At 70.4% G+C, this 16,675-nt stretch carries 14 protein-coding genes and 1 riboswitch; of the genes, 7 read left to right on the forward strand and 7 right to left on the reverse strand.

The genetic code is table 11. The annotated features are described in order from the left end of the window. Positions 1-64 precede the first annotated feature (64 nt). Entirely contained in the window at positions 65-2,371 is a 2,307-nt protein-coding gene (gene glgX / locus ABT342_RS24600; RefSeq protein WP_502965604.1) for a glycogen debranching protein GlgX, read from the reverse strand. A 259-nt stretch (positions 2,372-2,630) separates the two neighbouring features. Between glgX and ABT342_RS24605 the strand changes: the two genes are divergently transcribed. From ABT342_RS24605 to ABT342_RS24620, 4 genes are all read left to right on the forward strand, one after another. Further along, on the forward strand, positions 2,631-3,872 hold the full coding sequence (locus tag ABT342_RS24605) for a L,D-transpeptidase (RefSeq protein WP_351577778.1): 1,242 nt from the start codon (positions 2,631-2,633) through the stop codon (positions 3,870-3,872). Between the two features lie 185 nt (positions 3,873-4,057). Then, positions 4,058-5,314, forward strand: a complete 1,257-nt coding sequence (locus tag ABT342_RS24610) for a L,D-transpeptidase (RefSeq protein ID WP_351577781.1) — start codon at positions 4,058-4,060, stop codon at positions 5,312-5,314. A 136-nt stretch (positions 5,315-5,450) separates the two neighbouring features. Continuing rightward, positions 5,451-6,218, forward strand: coding sequence for an enoyl-CoA hydratase/isomerase family protein (locus tag ABT342_RS24615; RefSeq protein WP_351577784.1), 768 nt, complete (start codon positions 5,451-5,453; stop codon positions 6,216-6,218). A gap of 262 nt (positions 6,219-6,480) precedes the next feature. Next, positions 6,481-6,984: an ATP-binding protein gene (locus ABT342_RS24620; protein WP_502965605.1), complete on the forward strand. Its 504-nt coding sequence runs from the start codon at positions 6,481-6,483 to the stop codon at positions 6,982-6,984. A gap of 444 nt (positions 6,985-7,428) precedes the next feature. On the opposite strand, the gene ABT342_RS24625 is transcribed toward ABT342_RS24620, so the two are convergent. Continuing rightward, positions 7,429-8,622 (reverse strand): cytochrome P450, encoded by a 1,194-nt coding sequence (locus tag ABT342_RS24625; RefSeq protein ID WP_351577789.1) that lies wholly within the window; start codon positions 8,620-8,622, stop codon positions 7,429-7,431. A 229-nt stretch (positions 8,623-8,851) separates the two neighbouring features. Next, positions 8,852-9,490 carry a GNAT family N-acetyltransferase gene (locus ABT342_RS24630; RefSeq protein ID WP_351577933.1) on the reverse strand — a complete coding sequence of 213 codons (639 nt, stop codon included), beginning with the start codon at positions 9,488-9,490 and terminating at the stop codon, positions 8,852-8,854. Between the two features lie 95 nt (positions 9,491-9,585). Here ABT342_RS24630 and ABT342_RS24635 point away from each other — a divergent pair, with 95 nt between their 5' ends. Beyond that, a complete protein-coding gene (locus ABT342_RS24635) occupies positions 9,586-9,801 on the forward strand; it encodes an EF-hand domain-containing protein (RefSeq protein WP_351577792.1) in 216 nt (71 codons plus the stop codon). A gap of 150 nt (positions 9,802-9,951) precedes the next feature. Further along, a complete protein-coding gene (locus tag ABT342_RS24640; RefSeq protein WP_502965606.1) occupies positions 9,952-10,926 on the forward strand; it encodes a CopD family protein in 975 nt (324 codons plus the stop codon). A 31-nt stretch (positions 10,927-10,957) separates the two neighbouring features. Here the strand turns inward: ABT342_RS24640 and ABT342_RS24645 are convergent, their stop codons facing one another. The 4 genes from ABT342_RS24645 to gcvT form a co-directional block, all read right to left on the reverse strand. Next, positions 10,958-12,325, reverse strand: coding sequence for an L-serine ammonia-lyase (locus ABT342_RS24645; protein WP_351577795.1), 1,368 nt, complete (start codon positions 12,323-12,325; stop codon positions 10,958-10,960). A 178-nt stretch (positions 12,326-12,503) separates the two neighbouring features. Next, entirely contained in the window at positions 12,504-13,763 is a 1,260-nt protein-coding gene (glyA, locus tag ABT342_RS24650) for a serine hydroxymethyltransferase (RefSeq protein WP_351577798.1), read from the reverse strand. Positions 13,764-13,776: 13 nt separating this feature from the next. Further along, positions 13,777-14,154 carry a glycine cleavage system protein GcvH gene (gene gcvH, locus ABT342_RS24655; protein WP_351577801.1) on the reverse strand — a complete coding sequence of 126 codons (378 nt, stop codon included), beginning with the start codon at positions 14,152-14,154 and terminating at the stop codon, positions 13,777-13,779. 76 nt (positions 14,155-14,230) lie between these two features. After that, on the reverse strand, positions 14,231-15,346 hold the full coding sequence (gcvT, locus tag ABT342_RS24660; RefSeq protein ID WP_351577804.1) for a glycine cleavage system aminomethyltransferase GcvT: 1,116 nt from the start codon (positions 15,344-15,346) through the stop codon (positions 14,231-14,233). 165 nt (positions 15,347-15,511) lie between these two features. Further along, positions 15,512-15,634, reverse strand: a riboswitch (glycine riboswitch). A gap of 128 nt (positions 15,635-15,762) precedes the next feature. Here gcvT and ABT342_RS24665 point away from each other — a divergent pair. Next, complete coding sequence (locus ABT342_RS24665; RefSeq protein ID WP_351577807.1) at positions 15,763-16,422, forward strand: AAA family ATPase; 660 nt, start codon at positions 15,763-15,765, stop codon at positions 16,420-16,422. Positions 16,423-16,675 lie beyond the last annotated feature (253 nt).

The following is a 16,675-nucleotide window of genomic DNA, read 5'->3' on the forward strand; positions in this document are numbered from 1 at the left end:
ACTGACACCGCCCACCGGGTTTCGGCCGGGGCGGCCACCAGCCCGATGGAGGCCGAGGCCTCCGTCAGCCGCTGACCCGCAGCAACAGCACCGACCGCGCCGGCACCGTCACCGTCCCGCCTCCCCGGTGGACGGTGCCCGGCGCGGCGGACTGGTCCTCCTCGGAGGTGTCCACGACCAGTTCGTACGCCTCCGCCCACGGCGGACCGGGCAGCCGGAACTCCAGCGGACGGTCCCCCGCGTGCAGCACGGTCAGGAAGCTGTCGTCCGTCACCTGCGCCCCGCGCGCGTCCCGGCCCGGGATGTCCCGGCCGGAGAGGTACAGCGCGAGCGTCGCCGCCGGCGCGTACCAGTCCTCGTCGGTCATCTCCGTGCCGCGCGGGGTGAACCAGGCCAGGTCCCGCAGCCCGTCCGCGGCCTGCGGGCGGCCGGAGAAGAACGCGCGGCGGCGCAGCACCGGGTGGCTGCCGCGCAGCGCGAGCAGCCGGGAGGTCAGCGCCAGCAGCCCGTCGGCGCCGGGCTGGTCACGCAGCGACCAGTCGAGCCAGCCGATCTCGTTGTCCTGGCAGTACGCGTTGTTGTTGCCGTGCTGCGTACGGCCCATCTCGTCCCCCGCGACCAGCATCGGCACCCCGGTGGACAGCAGGAGCGTGGTGAGCAGATTGCGGATCTGCCGACGGCGCAGCGCGTTGATCCCCGGATCGTCCGTCTCCCCCTCGGCGCCGCAGTTCCACGCCCGGTTGTCGTTCGTCCCGTCCCGGTTGCCCTCGCCGTTCGCCTCGTTGTGCTTGCGCTCGTAACTGACCAGGTCGCGCAGGGTGAAGCCGTCGTGCGCGGTGATGAAGTTGACCGAGGCGTACGGCCGCCGCCCGCCCCACGCGTACAGATCGCTGGAGCCGGACAGCCGGTAGCCGAGGTCGCGTACGTCGGGCAGCGCGCCCCGCCAGAAGTCCCGTACGGCGTCCCGGTACCGGTCGTTCCACTCGGTCCACAGCGGCGGGAAGGCCCCGACCTGGTAGCCGCCGCTGCCCACGTCCCACGGTTCGGCGATCAGCTTCACCCGGCGCAGCACCGGGTCCTGGGCGATCACCGCGAGGAACGGGGACAGCATGTCGACGTCGTGCATCGACCGGGCGAGCGCGGCGGCGAGGTCGAAGCGGAAGCCGTCGACGCCCATCTCGGTGACCCAGTACCGCAGCGAGTCGGTGATCAGCCGGAGCACATGGGGCTGGACGACGTGCAGGGTGTTGCCGCAGCCGGTGTAGTCGGCGTACCGGCGGGCGTCGGCCTGGAGGCGGTAGTAGCCGCGGTTGTCGATGCCCTTGAGACTGAGGGTCGGGCCCAGCTCGCCCGCCTCGGCGGTGTGGTTGTAGACCACGTCGAGGATGACCTCGATGCCCGCCGCGTGCAGCGCCCGCACCATCCGCTTGAACTCGCCGACCTGCTGCCCTCCCGTGCCCGAGGCGCTGTAGGCGGCGTGCGGCGCGAAATAGCCGATCGAGTTGTAGCCCCAGTAGTTCTTCAGCCCGCGCCGCAGCAGATGGTCCTCGTGCGCGAACTGGTGCACGGGCAGCAACTCGACCGCCGTCACCCCGAGGCGTACGAGATGGCCGATCGCGGCCGGATGCGCGAGGCCCGCGTACGTCCCGCGCAGCTCCTCGGGGATGTCCGGGTGCAGCCTGGTGAAGCCGCGCACGTGCAGTTCGTAGATGACCGAGTCGGCCCAGGGAGTCTTGGGCCGGCGGTCGTCCTCCCACTCGTCGTCCGGCGCGTCGTCGTGCACGACGACGCCCTTGGGGACGTAAGGAGCCGAGTCACGGTCGTCGCGCACGGTGTCGGCGACATGCTGCTGCGGCCAGTCGCGGACGTGCCCGTACACCTCCGCGGGCAGCCGGAAGTCCCCGTCGACCGCGCGCGCGTACGGGTCGAGGAGGAGCTTCGCCGGATTCCAGCGGGCCCCCGTCCACGGGTCCCAGCGGCCGTGCACCCGGAATCCGTAGCGCTGCCCCGGCCCCACGCCCGGCACGAAGCCGTGCCAGATCTCGTGGGTCAGCTCGGTCAGCGGAAGCCGCGTCTCCGCCCCGCTCCCGTCGAACAGGCACAGCTCGACGCCCTCGGCACCGCCCGCCCACAGCGCGAAGTTGGTGCCCGCCACCCCGTCGGGGCCGACCCGGAACCGGGCGCCCAGCGGTGTCGGCGCGCCCGGCCACACGATCGGCGTACGCGCACGGGTCCGCGCCCGGGTCTCCACGAGGGCATGTCCGTTCGCCCCGGCCGGGGGAGAGCCGGCCGGCCGGGTGTCCGCCCTTTCGTCCGGTGGCGCGGCCGGGCGGCCGCCTGGCACTGCCTCCTGCTCCGCTGCGCTCGACACGTTCTCGCCTCCGCGGCTCTCGGGCGTCACACAGCCACACCGTCACCGTCACGTAGACGCCGTCACGCGCGGGCGCGGACGGGCGGGCCCGCGGCGTCCCGGCCGCGGACCCCGACGCGTGGTCCTCCCACCTGTTCTGCCCGCGCTGTGCTACTCCCAACATGACCCGCACTCACGTTTCCCCGGATGGTTTCCCCAGGAGGGTGCCGTTCGTTGGGCGGGACGTGCTGTGTCTCTGCGATCCCACGAGGTGGACCCTGTGAGCAACGTGGTGAGGCGGACGAGGGCCGCTGTGGCCGTCGCCCTGGTATGGGCAGGACTGATGGCCGGGCTGACCGGCTGCAGCGGCGGCGGACCGGGTGAGGGCGGCAAGCCGCCCTCGCCCTCGCCGTCGCCCGCGGAGACGATCCGCATCACCCCCGAGGACGGGGCGAAGGGCGTCGCGGCGGACGGCATGGTGGAGGTGAAGGTGCCGAACGGGCGCCTGGAGCGGGTCAAAGTGGCCCGGATCGAGGACGCGCAGGCGACCGTCGTACCGGGCACGCTCTCCGCGGACGGGCTGAGCTGGCGTCCCGAGCGCGGCAGCCGTCTCGCGCTCGCCGCGAAGTACCGCGTCGACGCGGTGGCCCTCGACGCCCACGGGCGCCGCTCCGCCCGGCACACCACGTTCACCACCCTCGTCCCCGAGCGCCGTTTCATCGGCTACTTCAATCCGGAGAACCGCGCCACCGTCGGTACCGGCATGATCGTGTCCTTCACCTTCAGCCGGCCGGTCGAGCACCGCGAGGCGGTGCAGCGCGGCATCAGCGTCACCGCCGACCCTCCGGTGGACGTCGTCGGACACTGGTTCGACGCCCAGCGGCTCGACTTCCGGCCGCGCGAGTACTGGAAGCCGGGCACCGAGGTCACCGTCGATCTGCGGCTGCGTGATGTGGAGGGCGCGCCCGGGGTGTTCGGGATCCAGGACAAGACCATCGGCTTCACCGTGGGCCGCGAGCAGATCTCCACGGTCGACGCGGAGAGGAAGACGATGGAGGTACGCCGCGACGGCAAGCTGCTGGTGACCCTGCCGATCACGGCGGGGGCGAAGAAGACGACGACGTACAACGGCAGGATGGTCGTCAGCGAGATGCTCGAAGTGACCCGGATGAACGGCGCGACGGTCGGCTTCACGAACAAGAAGACGGGGAAGAGCGAGTACGACATCAAGGACGTGCCGCACGCGATCCGGCTCACCACGTCGGGCACCTTCCTGCACGGGAACTACTGGGCGCCGTTGAAGACCTTCGGCAGGACGAACGTCAGCCACGGCTGCATCGGGCTCCGGGACGAGCAGGGCGGCAGCGGGGAGTCCCCGGCGGGCTGGTTCTTCGACCGGACCCTGGTCGGAGATGTGGTGGAAGTGGTCAATTCCCCCGACCGCGTGGTCGATCCCTGGAACGGTCTGAGCGGCTGGAACATGACCTGGGACGAGTGGAGGGCCGGGTCCGCACTGGGCTGACTCCCCGTCCACCCCTCGTTGAGCTGCATGGCCGCCGCCGGTCCTGGACATGTTGGAACTAAACGGTGACATCTGCGGGAACTTTCCACAGCTCGCGGTGTGATTATCTATCGCCATGCGCGCGGAGGAGCGCGTGGGGGTGCGGGCCGTGGCGTAGCCAGGCCGTGCGAGGGGAGAAACACATCTTGAACGGGCAGCCGATATCGGGGGCATCGGTCCGGACGTGCCGCGGACGCGGTCGTCGTACCGCTCTGCCGGCCCTGGCCATGGGGGCTTTGCTGCTGCTGGCCACGGCGTGCGGCGGCGGAGGAGGGGAATCCGCCGGCCAGGGCGCCGGGGGCAAGGGCAAGCAGGGCGGTGGCACCGCCGCGAACGCCGCGTCGCAGGCGGTCGTGACCATCGCGCCCAAGGACGGCGCGGACTCGGTCGCGACCAGCGGCGTGCTCAAGGTGACGGCGGCCAAGGGCAAGCTGACCACCGTCACGGTCAAGGACGACAAGGGCAACGCGATCGAGGGCAAGATCGCCGCGGACGGCACCGGCTGGGAGCCGGCGCAGCACCTCGCCGCCTCCACCAAGTACAAGGTGCACGCGATCGCGAAGGACGCCGAAGGCCGTGAGTCGGCGAAGGCGTCCAGCTTCACCACACTGGTCCCGAAGAACACCTTCATCGGCCACTACACGCCCGAGGACGGTTCCACCGTCGGTGTCGGCATGCCGGTGTCCATCAACTTCACCCGGGGCATCACCGACCCCGACGCCGTCGAGAAGGCCATCAAGGTGACCGCCGAGCCGTCGGTCCCGATCGAGGGCCACTGGTTCGGCAACGACCGTCTCGACTTCCGCCCGGAGAAGTACTGGGCCGCGGGCACCAAGGTGACGGTGAAGCTCAACCTCGACGGTGTCGAGGGCCGGCCCGGTGTGTACGGCAAGCAGGTCAAGACGGTGAAGTTCACCATCGGCCGCAGCCAGGTCTCCACCGTGGACGCCGGTGAGCACACGATGAAGGTCGTGCGCGACGGCAAGCAGATCAAGAGCATCCCGATCACCGCGGGCGCGCCGTCGACGACGACGTACAACGGCCAGATGGTCATCAGCGAGAAGTACAAGGTGACCCGGATGAACGGCGCCACCGTCGGCTTCGGCGGAGAGTACGACATCAAGGACGTGCCCCACGCGATGCGCCTGTCCACGTCGGGCACCTTCATCCACGGCAACTACTGGGCCTCGTCCGGGACGTTCGGCTCGTCGAACGTCAGCCACGGCTGCGTGGGCCTGCGGGATGTGCGCGGCGCGTACGACAGCGGTACGCCGGCGGCGTGGCTGTACAACAACTCGATCATCGGCGACGTCGTGATCGTGAAGAACTCGAAGGACAAGCAGATCGCCCCGGAGAACGGGCTGAACGGCTGGAACATGTCCTGGGCGGAGTGGACGAAGTAACTCGTCCCCCGTACGGGCCCGGTGCTGTGCTGGACATTTTGGGGGATACCCCCAAACCCCCAACAGCACCGGGCCCGTTCCCGTGCTGCGCTTTCCCGGGGGACACCCCCGGACCCCCGCCGACTAACCTTCCCCCATGACCGTTTCTCTCGAAGTCTCCGAAGGCGTCGGCACCATCCGACTCGACCGTCCCCCGATGAACGCCCTCGACATCGCCGTCCAGGACCGGCTGCGTGAGCTCGCCGAGGAGGCGGCCCGCCGGGACGACGTGCGGGCGGTGATCCTGTACGGCGGAGAGAAGGTGTTCGCGGCGGGCGCGGACATCAAGGAAATGCAGACCATGGACCACGCGGCGATGGTCGTACGGTCCCGGGCCCTGCAGGACTCGTTCACCGCCGTCGCCCGTATCCCCAAGCCCGTCGTCGCGGCCGTCACCGGCTACGCGCTCGGCGGCGGCTGCGAGCTGGCGCTCTGCGCCGACTTCCGGATCGCGGCCGACAACGCCAAGCTGGGCCAGCCCGAGATCCTGCTCGGCCTGATCCCCGGCGCGGGCGGCACCCAGCGGCTGTCCCGGCTGGTCGGGCCGTCCAAGGCCAAGGACCTCATCTTCACCGGCCGCATGGTGAAGGCCGACGAGGCGCTGGCGCTCGGTCTGGTCGACCGTGTCGTACCGGCCGCCGAGGTGTACGAGCAGGCGCACGCCTGGGCGGCGAAGCTGGCCCAGGGCCCGGCGCTGGCGCTGCGCGCGGCCAAGGAGTCCATCGACGCGGGTCTGGAGACGGACATCGAGACCGGGCTCGCCATCGAGCGGAACTGGTTCGCGGGCCTGTTCGCCACGGAGGACCGCGAGCGCGGTATGCGCAGTTTTGTCGAGGAGGGCCCGGGTAAGGCGAAGTTCCTCTGAATTCGCCTCAACAGGGAGCAAATTGCTGTGGCGTCAACTCGGCAGGCGTCTTAAACGTGCCTTAAGAGAACCATAAGGCGACGGAACTCGCCGCTCTTGGTCATCACCCGTAAGCGCTGTGTCGGCGCAGGTCGGGTGGGGTATGAGAGCCTCCATGCTGCCACAGTCATATGCCAAGCCGGTGTCCCGGAATAACCCATTCCGGGACACCGATTGTTCCGGAACGGCCACACGAGATGCTCCGGGCGGCCATGATGGGGGCATGGCGGGGCTGGAAGGTATGGAACAACCGCGGCAGCGCGGCAGCGCGACCGCCGCTCGGTGGATGCCGGCCGTCGAGGACGAACAGGCGCTCAAGGCGATCGAGTTGTTCGGGAATCCGACGGAGGACGAGGTCCGGCTGCCCTCCCGTCCCGAATCCGCCGCCACCGCCCGCAGACTGACCCAGTGCGTGGTGCTGCGCCAGTGGTCCCTCTCCCCGCAGGTCGCCGAGCACGCGATCCTGCTCGTCTCCGAGCTCGTCGGCAACGCGGTGCGCCACACCGGAGCGCGGGTCTTCGGGCTGCGGATGCTGCGCCGGCGCGGCTGGATCCGTATCGAGGTGCGTGACCCCTCGCGCGGACTGCCGTGTCTCATGCCCGTCCATGAGATGGACACGAGTGGCCGCGGCCTCTTTCTGGTGGACAAGCTCTCCGACCGCTGGGGGGTCGATCTGCTGCCGCGCGGCAAGACCACGTGGTTCGAGATGCGGGTCTCCGACCGCTGACCCCGGAACGCACCGAAGCCCCCTGCGGCCGTGGTACGGCACCAAGGGGGCTTCCTGTGTGCGGCCATGGACAAGGGGGTGTGATCCATGGCCGCGCTGGACGACCTGGCCCGGGTCAATGGGGGTCGTGACCCCGACTATGACATACGGGGGGCGCATGGCAAAACAGGCATTACCGTCGTAACCTCCCCTATCGCCCCAGGGGGAAGGTGAATCAAAGGTGAAGTGAGCCACCTACCTGGCAAACCGTGAATAAATATGGGTCAGAGTGATTGATTCATCGACTATTGGCGGTGACTCGTTCCGGTCGTGAAAGGTGCGCCGCGAGGACGCGACCGCCAACGAGTGAAGATCCACGGCAGGCCGCCGCGTCGAGGTCGGGAGGATCACCCCGACCCCGTCGTGGCGCTCCGACTGCTGACCGACAACACCCGAGGATCCGGCTCACCAGAGGACCGGGAGCCGTTCCGGCAGGCGTTTCATGAAGCCCGTACGCCATACGAGCTGCTCCGCCGGGACGGCGAGCCGGAGTTCCGGCAGCCTGCGCACCAGCGTGTCCAGGGCGATCTCCGCGTGTGCCCGCCCCAGCGCCGAGGCCGGGCAGCCGTGGCGGCCGCCGCCGAAGGACAGATGCGGGTTGTGCTCGCGCTCCAGATCGAGCTGCTGGGGGTCGTCGAAGACCTCCGGATCGAAGTTGGCGGCCTCCACCAGCACCAGCACCAACTCGCCCTTGCGGACCAGCACATCGCCGAGCTGGACGTCCTCCATGGCGAGCCGGGGCAGACCGTCGCCGATCGACAGGTTCCAGCGGAGCAGCTCGTCCACGGCCGGGCCCATCCGTTCCGGATGGTCGCGCAGATAGCCGATCAACTCCGGCCGCTGGAGCAGCGCGAGGACCGCGTGCGCCAGGAACGCCGATGTGGAGACCGCTCCGGAGCCGAACAGCGAGACAGCGACCGAGGCCAGTGTGTCGTCGCTCAGATGGGCCGACTCGGGATCCTCGCGCAGCGCGGCGAGTTCGGCCAGCAGCCCGGAGCGCTGCGCCTCGGGAGCGTTGAGCTGCTCCACCATGTAGGCGAGGTCCTTGTACCAGTTGAGGCTCGCGCCGTCGAAGGAGTCGGCGCTGGTCATGAACGCGATGTCCAGCCCCGCCATCAGTCGGCGCCAGTCGTCGAACGGCACGCCGATGACCTTGCACTGCAGCGCCGCCGAGAACGGGTCGGTGAAGGCGTCGCGCAGATTCATCGGCGGGCCCTCGCTGAGCATCGCGTCGACGAGCTCGTCGGCCTTGGCGTGCAGGAAGTCCCGCAGAGCGGTCCCGCCGGCCAGCGGGTTGAGCGCCTTGCGCACGGCGTCGCCCAGCGCGGGGCTGTTGACGTGGCCCATGCTGGTGACGACCTCGGGCGGGATCGTCAGGGCGTACTGGCGGGGCGCACCAGGGGTGGCGGTGTCCTTGAGGCTGAAACGGTCGTCCTCCAGGACCTGTCTGGCCAGCGCGTGACTGCTCACCAGCCAGGCGTCGTCACCGGTGAGGGTGCGGATCCGCGCCACCGGCTGCTTCTCGCGCAGCCAGGAGCATTCGGCGGGCAGCACATCACCGCGCCGGGAGAGCGGGAAGTCGAGCTGCTCGGCGGTCATCGGCCGGGGTCCTTTGTGATCGTCACTGGTGCCATCGCCCTTGCGCCGCTTGTCCCTGGGAGCCCTGTGCTCCTGGTGTGGCGGCGACGCCATGAAGTTATCGCCCGACATCGGAGAGTGACGAACCGGGGGGTAGGGTTTGGCGAAATTACGGCGTTGCGCGGCGCAGAATCGACGCTTTGGGGGGCTAAAGTAGTTGAACGCTTTTCCTTTTGAGCGCTGATCTAATTCAGCCCGCAAGCAGCAGGGCCTCGGAGCCGACCGGACGGAACCCCGCCTGCTGGAACGTCCGCACGCTGCGGGCGTTCCCCGGCGACTGCTGCGCCCAGACGAACGCGTCCGGCACCAGATGACGTGCGGCGATCGCGAGCTCCACCCCGAGGCCCGCGCCGCGTGCCGCCAGGTCCACCTCTATCGCCGCCTCCCAGCGGCCCGCGACCCCGCGGCCCAGGATCAGGACGCCGCCGTCGGCGGCCCAGACCCGTACGTCCTCCCGGAACGCGAGCGCACGGGCCACCCGTGGGTGGTCCGGGTCCTCCATCTCGCGCAGCGGCAGCTCGGTCCGACCCGGCCGGGCGTCCGCGACGGTCAGCAGGTCGATGGTGTTCATGGACCGTCCGGTTCTGGCCATCAGCGCGCTGAGGAAGCCGGGGTTCATGCTGGCGGCGAGCGGATCGCTCGACGTGGCCGCCAGCGTGGCCCGTATCCACTCGGGGTCCTCGTCGGTGAAGACCACCGAATGCGCGGTGAAGGCCAGCACGCCGGCGTCCCGGGGGCCCGGCTGCGGCACGATCGTGGTCGTACCGTCCGGTGGCGGGAACCGTCCGTGGGCCGCCTCCGCCAGGATCCGTGCCAGCTCCTCGCTCATCAGTCCATGGTCGCGCACGGCCCCGGGCGGCGTGTCGCCGAGCGCCGCCGATAATCTGGCCTCCATCAGTAACGCACCATGAAGGGGTGGGTCCAGTGGCGGACATCGAGTCGGCGCGCAAGGCTTTTGAGAAGTACGACGTGAACGGCGACGGGCTGATTTCGGCCGCCGAGCTCAAGAGCGTCATGGCGCAGCTGGGCGACTTCAACGTGACCGAGACGGTCGCCGAGGCCGTCATCAAGTCCAAGGACGGCAACGGCGACGGCCTGCTGACTTTCGACGAGTTCTGGGCGTCGCTCAACAAGGCGTGACGCTTCGAGACATACGGTCCGCGACACGCGTCTGTGGCCCCCGGCTGCCGTGCCGGGGGTCTCGTGCATCCTGCGCCGCACCCGTGTGGGTGAAGTCTCGCGAAATACCTTGACTTGCCGTCTCATTGGACGGCTGGAGACGATTGTTCGGTGACGCCCGGACCCACTGACAGGGAGGTGCGCGACCGGACCGGCTCCCGCCCGGCGCGCGGTCTCGTGCCGCGCCCGCTCACCGCCGCCGCGATCGCGGGCGGCACGCTCGCCGCGCTCGTCGTCGCCCTGCTCGGCGTGGCCATCGCCACCCACGGCACCGGTGAGCTCCGCATCCCCGCTCCCGGCACCACCACCGCCCTGCGCGCCGTCGTCTTCGTCGCGCTCGCCGTGCACATCGGCGAGCTTGCCGGGCGCCGGCTCGCGGGACCGGGCCCGCGGCCCCGCGACTGGGGGCTGTGGGCGGCGCTCGCGGGGGCCGGTGCGTCGGCCGGGCAGATCCTCGTCCTGGCCGCTGTCAGTCACCTCGACGTCACCGCCGCCTACGCCACCCGTGACGGCGTCCTGCTGCTGCTCATGGCCAACGGCTTCACGTTCGCGGCCCTCTGCGCCGGGCTCGGCCGCCCGGCCCGTGCCCTCGCCCCGCTGGCCCTGGTGGTCCTCGCCGAGGCGCTGCGCGCGCATCCGGAGCCGGTCAGCCCGGAGGTGGGCACCGCGTTGACGGTGGTGCACCTGACCGCCGCCTCGCTCTGGTCGGGCGGGCTGCTGTACGTCCTGCGGACCATGTGGCTGCGGCGCGCGGAGCCGGAAGCCGGACGGGCCGTGCTCGCCCGCTACGCCCGCCTCGCGCCCTACCCCTTCGCCGCGGTCGCCCTCACGGGCACGGTCACCTCACTGCGCAGGCTGCCGGCGGACGTCGTGTTCACGACGGCGTACGGGCGGGTGCTGATCGCCAAGCTGGTGCTGGTCGCCGTGGTGAGCGTGCTGGCGCTGACGGCCCGGCACCGGCTGATACGCGGCCGGGACGACAGCCAGGTCCCGGCCCGCGTGGAGGTGGCGCTGCTCGCGCTGGCCCTGCTGGTCTCGGCGGTCCTGACGGTGGTCCCGGACCCGCACTGGCTCAGTACCCGGTGACGAGCACGCGGCGATCGGCGGCCGAGGACGATCAGCACTCGATGATGTTCACCGCGAGGCCGCCGCGCGCGGTCTCCTTGTACTTGACCGACATGTCCGCGCCCGTCTCCTTCATGGTCTTGATGACCTTGTCCAGGGAGACCTTGTGGCTGCCGTCGCCGCGCATCGCCATCCGCGCGGCCGTGACGGCCTTCACCGCCGCCATTCCGTTGCGCTCGATGCACGGAATCTGGACGAGACCGCCGACCGGGTCGCAGGTCAGGCCCAGGTTGTGCTCCATGCCGATCTCCGCGGCGTTCTCCACCTGCTCGGGCGAGCCGCCCAGCACCTCGGCGAGCGCGCCGGCCGCCATGGAGCACGCGGAGCCGACCTCGCCCTGGCAGCCGACCTCGGCGCCGGAGATCGAGGCGTTCTCCTTGAAGAGCATGCCGATCGCGCCCGCGGCGAGCAGGAAGCGGACCACGCCCTCCTCGTCGGCGCCGGGGACGAAGTTCATGTAGTAGTGCAGAACGGCGGGGATGATGCCGGCGGCGCCGTTCGTCGGGGCGGTGACGACCCGGCCACCGGCCGCGTTCTCCTCGTTCACGGCCATCGCGTAGAGCGTGATCCACTCCATCGCGAGCGCCTGCGGGTCGCCCTCGGAGCGCAGCTTGCGCGCGGTGGTGGCGGCGCGGCGGCGCACCTTGAGGCCGCCCGGCAGGATGCCCTCGCGGGACATTCCGCGCGAGACGCAGGCCTGCATGACCCGCCAGATCTCCAGCAGCCCCGCGCGGATCTCGTCCTCGGTCCGCCAGGCCTTCTCGTTCTCCAGCATCATGGCGGAGATCGACAGACCCGTCTCGCGGGAGAGCCGCAGCAGCTCGTCACCGGTGCGGAAGGGGTACTTCAGTACGGTGTCGTCGAGCTTGATCCGGTCCTCGCCGACCGCCGCCTCGTCGACGACGAACCCGCCGCCGACCGAGTAGTACGTCTTCTCCAGCAGCGTCGCGCCCTCGGCGTCGTACGCCCAGAGGGTCATGCCGTTCGCGTGGTACGGCAGCGCCTTGCGGCGGTGCAGGACGAGGTCCTCGTCGAAGTCGAAGCCGATCTCGTGCACCCCGAGGAGGCTGATCTTCTTCGTGGCCTTGATCCGCTCGACCTGGTCGTCGGCCGTCTCGACGTCGACCGTACGGGGGGAGTCGCCCTCCAGGCCCAGCAGGACGGCCTTCGGGGTGCCGTGGCCGTGGCCGGTAGCACCCAGTGAACCGTAGAGCTCGGCGCGTACCGCCGTGGTGTGGGCCAGCAGGCCCTCGTTCTTGAGGCGGCGGGCGAACATCCGCGCCGCGCGCATCGGGCCGACCGTGTGGGAGCTGGACGGGCCTATGCCGATCGAGAACAGGTCGAAGACCGAGATGGCCACGGGGAACTCCTTGTGGGGTGGTAGACGCCGTTGTCTGCCAGGGTCGTGCAGAAGAACGAACGCGCGGTACGTGCTGCGGGGCACCGCATTCACCGGTAAGTGTGTGCGGTGCCCCGTTTGTTTTGCTTCGGGCTGCTAACGGCAGACCGTTACGGCCCGGTGGTCACAGACCAGGCTGTTACAGACCAGGGTAAAGCGGGAACTTCGCGGCGAGCGCCGTCACGCGCGCCTTGAGGGCCTCGGCGTCGTACGACGGCTTGAGCACCTCGGCGATGATGTCGGCGACCTCACGGAAGTCCTCGCCCTGGAAGCCACGGGTGGCGAGGGCGGGCGTGCCGATGCGCAGACCCGAGGTGACCATCGGCGGGCGCGGGTCGTTCGGGACCGCGTTGCGGTTGACCGTGATGCCGACCTCGTGGAGGCGGTCCTCGGCCTGCTGGCCGTCCAGCTCGGAGTGGCGCAGGTCGACGAGGACCAGGTGCACGTCCGTCCCGCCGGAGAGGACGGAGACGCCCACCTCCTTCACGTCGTCCTGGACCAGCCGCTCGGCGATGATCTTCGCGCCTTCCAGCGTGCGCTGCTGGCGCTCCTTGAACTCCTCGGAGGCCGCGACCTTGAAGGAGACGGCCTTGGCCGCGATCACGTGCTCCAGCGGACCGCCCTGCTGACCGGGGAAGACCGCGGAGTTGATCTTCTTGGCCAGCTCGGCCGTGGAGAGGATCACACCGCCGCGCGGGCCGCCCAGCGTCTTGTGGGTGGTCGTGGTCACGACATGGGCGTGCGGCACCGGGTTCGGGTGCAGACCGGCCGCGACCAGGCCCGCGAAGTGGGCCATGTCGACCATGAGGTACGCGCCGACCTCGTCCGCGATCCGGCGGAAGGCCGCGAAGTCCAGCTGGCGGGGGTACGCGGACCAGCCGGCCACGATCAGCTTCGGCTTGGACTCCTTGGCGAGGCGCTCGACCTCGGCCATGTCGACCTGGCCGGTGGCGTCGTCCACGTGGTACGCGACCACGTTGTAGAGCTTGCCGGAGAAGTTGATCTTCATGCCGTGGGTCAGGTGCCCGCCGTGGGCGAGGTTCAGACCCATGATCGTGTCGCCCGGCTTCAGCAGCGCGAACATCGCGGCGGCGTTGGCCTGGGCGCCGGAGTGCGGCTGGACGTTGGCGTGCTCGGCGCCGAACAGGTCCTTGATGCGGTCGATGGCGATCTGCTCGACGACATCGACGTGCTCGCAGCCGCCGTAGTAGCGGCGGCCCGGGTAGCCCTCGGCGTACTTGTTGGTGAGGACGGAGCCCTGCGCCTCCATGACCGCGACCGGAGCGAAGTTCTCCGAGGCGATCATTTCCAGGGTGGACTGCTGGCGGTGGAGCTCGGCGTCGACGGCGGCGGCGACGTCCGGGTCGAGCTCATGGAGAGGGGTATTCAGAAGCGACATGGTGGTCTGGTCCCTAGTTGCCGGTGAACGCGGTGTACTCGTCGGCGGAGAGCAGATCATCCGGCTCGCCCGTGACGCGTACCTTGAACAGCCACCCGCCCTCGAAGGGGGCGGAGTTCACCAGCGACGGGTCGTCGACGACATCGGCGTTGATCTCGGTGACCTCACCGGTCACCGGGGAGTACAGATCACTGACCGACTTGGTGGACTCCAGCTCGCCGCAGGACTCGCCCGCGGTCACCGTGTCACCGACTGCCGGAAGCTGGACGTACACGACATCGCCGAGGGCGTTCGCCGCGTGCTCCGTGATGCCGACCGTCGACGCGCCGTCCTCGGCGGCCGACAGCCACTCGTGCTCCTTGCTGTAACGCAGCTGCTGGGGGTTGCTCATGAGCAGAATTCTCCTGTACGCGGGGGAGTGCTGTGGGACGTGGTCTTGGAGGGTGAGACGGCGAAGACCGCGGTCGTCACTTCTGGCGCTTGTAGAAGGGCAGGGCGACGACCTCGTACGGCTCATGCGTACCGCGGATGTCCACGCCGACGCCCTCGGTGCCGGGCGCGGAGTGCGCGGCGTCCACGTACGCGATGGCGAGAGGCTTGCCGAGGGTCGGCGACGGGGCGCCGGAGGTGACCTCGCCGATCACCTGGCCGCCGGAGACGACGGGCATTCCGGCGCGCGGGACCCGGCGGCCCTCGGCGATCAGTCCGACGAGCTTGCGCGGGGGATTCGTCTCCGCACGCTCGGCCGCGGCCCGAAGGGCCTCGCGCCCGACGAAGTCGCCCGCCTTGTCGAACTTCACGACCCGGCCGAGGCCCGCGTCGAAGGGGGTGAGCGCGGTGGTCAGCTCGTGCCCGTACAGCGGCATGCCCGCCTCCAGGCGGAGCGTGTCGCGGCAGGACAGGCCGCAGGGGATCAGACCGGCGTCCTTGCCCGCGTCCGTCAGGGCCTGCCACAGCTTCTCGGCGTCGGCAGGGGCCACGAACAGCTCGAAGCCGTCCTCACCCGTGTAGCCGGTACGGGCGATCAGCGCCGGGACCCCGGCGACGGTGCCCGGCAGGCCCGCGTAGTACTTCAGCCCGTCCAGGTCGGCGTCGGTGAGCGACTTCAGGATGCCGGGGGACTCGGGGCCCTGTACGGCGATGAGCGCGTACGCGTCGCGGTCGTCGCGCACGGCGGCGTCGAAGCCGCCGGCGCGCTCGGTGAGGGCGTCGAGGACGATCTGCGCGTTCGAGGCGTTGGCGACGACCATGTACTCCGCCTCGCCGAGGCGGTAGACGATCAGGTCGTCGAGGATCCCGCCGTCCTCACGGCAGATCATGGTGTAGCGGGCGCGGCCGACGGCGACCCCGCCGATGTTCCCGACCAGCGCGTAGTCCAGCAGAGCGGCGGCCTGCGGCCCGGTGACGGTGATCTCGCCCATGTGGGAGAGGTCGAAGAGGCCGGCCTTGGTCCGTACGGCGTTGTGCTCGTCGCGCTCACTGGCGTAGCGCAGCGGCATGTCCCAGCCGGCGAAGTCGGTCATCGTGGCGCCCAGCGAGCGATGCAGGGCATCGAGGGCGGTGAGACGGGGGGCGGTGCTCATGGATGGGGCTCCCAGGGCATGACTGGCGAGGACGATCCTCCCCATCTGTCATCGAAACCTGAGAGGTTCATCACGACCACACGTACGGAACGTACGTGATGACCACGACTTGCACCTTGGGTGGAGCCACCAGCCACAGGGCGGCGGCCCGCTTTTCAGATCTGCCTCACCCGCGCGGTACGGGGCCTGAGAGATTCAAGGGAGGGACTTGCTCCTTCGGCGCCCGGCACACTCGTAGGTACCGAAAGTCGGTACCAGAGGTGCCCGGGACTCTCCCGCGCGGATTCGAACGGCCGGTATGCAGTTGGCGGGCACATCATTGCACGGGCGCTCCGATCGGCAAATCACTTGTTGGTCATTACCTTTTCTTTAAGCTTCCTGGGCAGGGTCCCGAAGACCCGACAAGGGGGAGAGCGATGACGTTGCAGCGATCCGGAGTGTCCGGCGCGTATCCGGTCCCGGCGGGGGTGCCCGCGCCGGTGCCGCTGCGAGACCTGCCCGTGGTGCGCGATCTGCGCGACCGGTCGCGGCGCGCCCCGCGCCGGCTGATCTTCGGCCAGGGGGACGTGGTCGTCGTCTCCGGGCTGCCCGGCAGTGGCAAGTCCACCCTGATCCGGCGGGCCGCGGAGGGTGGCGGGATCGACTCCCAGGACACCCGGGACCGCTGGGACCGCCGGATGCCCCGCGCCCTGCCGTACGCCGTCTACCGGCCGCTGGTCCGCCTCGCGCACTACGCGGGGCTGCGGCGCGCCCTGCGCTCCGGTGCGAGCGTGGTCGTGCACGACTGCGGTACGCAGTCCTGGGTGCGGCGCTGGCTGGCCCGCGAGGCGCGGCGGCGCGGGCGTGCCCTGCACCTGGTCCTGCTGGACGTGACCCCCGACCTCGCCCGCGAGGGCCAGCGCGAGCGCGGCCGCGGTGTCTCCGGCTACGCCTTCGCCCGCCACCGCCGCGCGGTCTCCCGCCTCGTCCACGACGCCGAGCGCGGCCGCCTCCCGTCCGGCTGCGCCTCCGCGACCCTCCTGGACCGGACGGCGGCGACGGCCCTGACCCGGATCGGCTTCGACGGGGTGGTGTGAGGACGGCGGCGCGGCCCCGCTGGGGCTCCGCCCCCGAACCCCCGCGCCTCAAACGCCGGCGGGGCTGGGAAACCCAGCCCGGCCGGGGGTCCCCCCACGCCCGCAGGGCGTAGGGGGAGTTTGAGGACACGGCCGGAGGCCGTACGGGGGTCTGGGGGCTTGCCCCCAGTTCGGGGAGGGGCGGGGAGGGGAGCGGCATCGATGTGCGGCTCCGCCGCGTGGCCCGCCGCAGGCGCCCCCGGCGCTCCCCCGG

It is taken from the genome of Streptomyces sp. NPDC000410 (assembly GCF_040300305.1).
GTDB lineage: Bacteria > Actinomycetota > Actinomycetes > Streptomycetales > Streptomycetaceae > Streptomyces.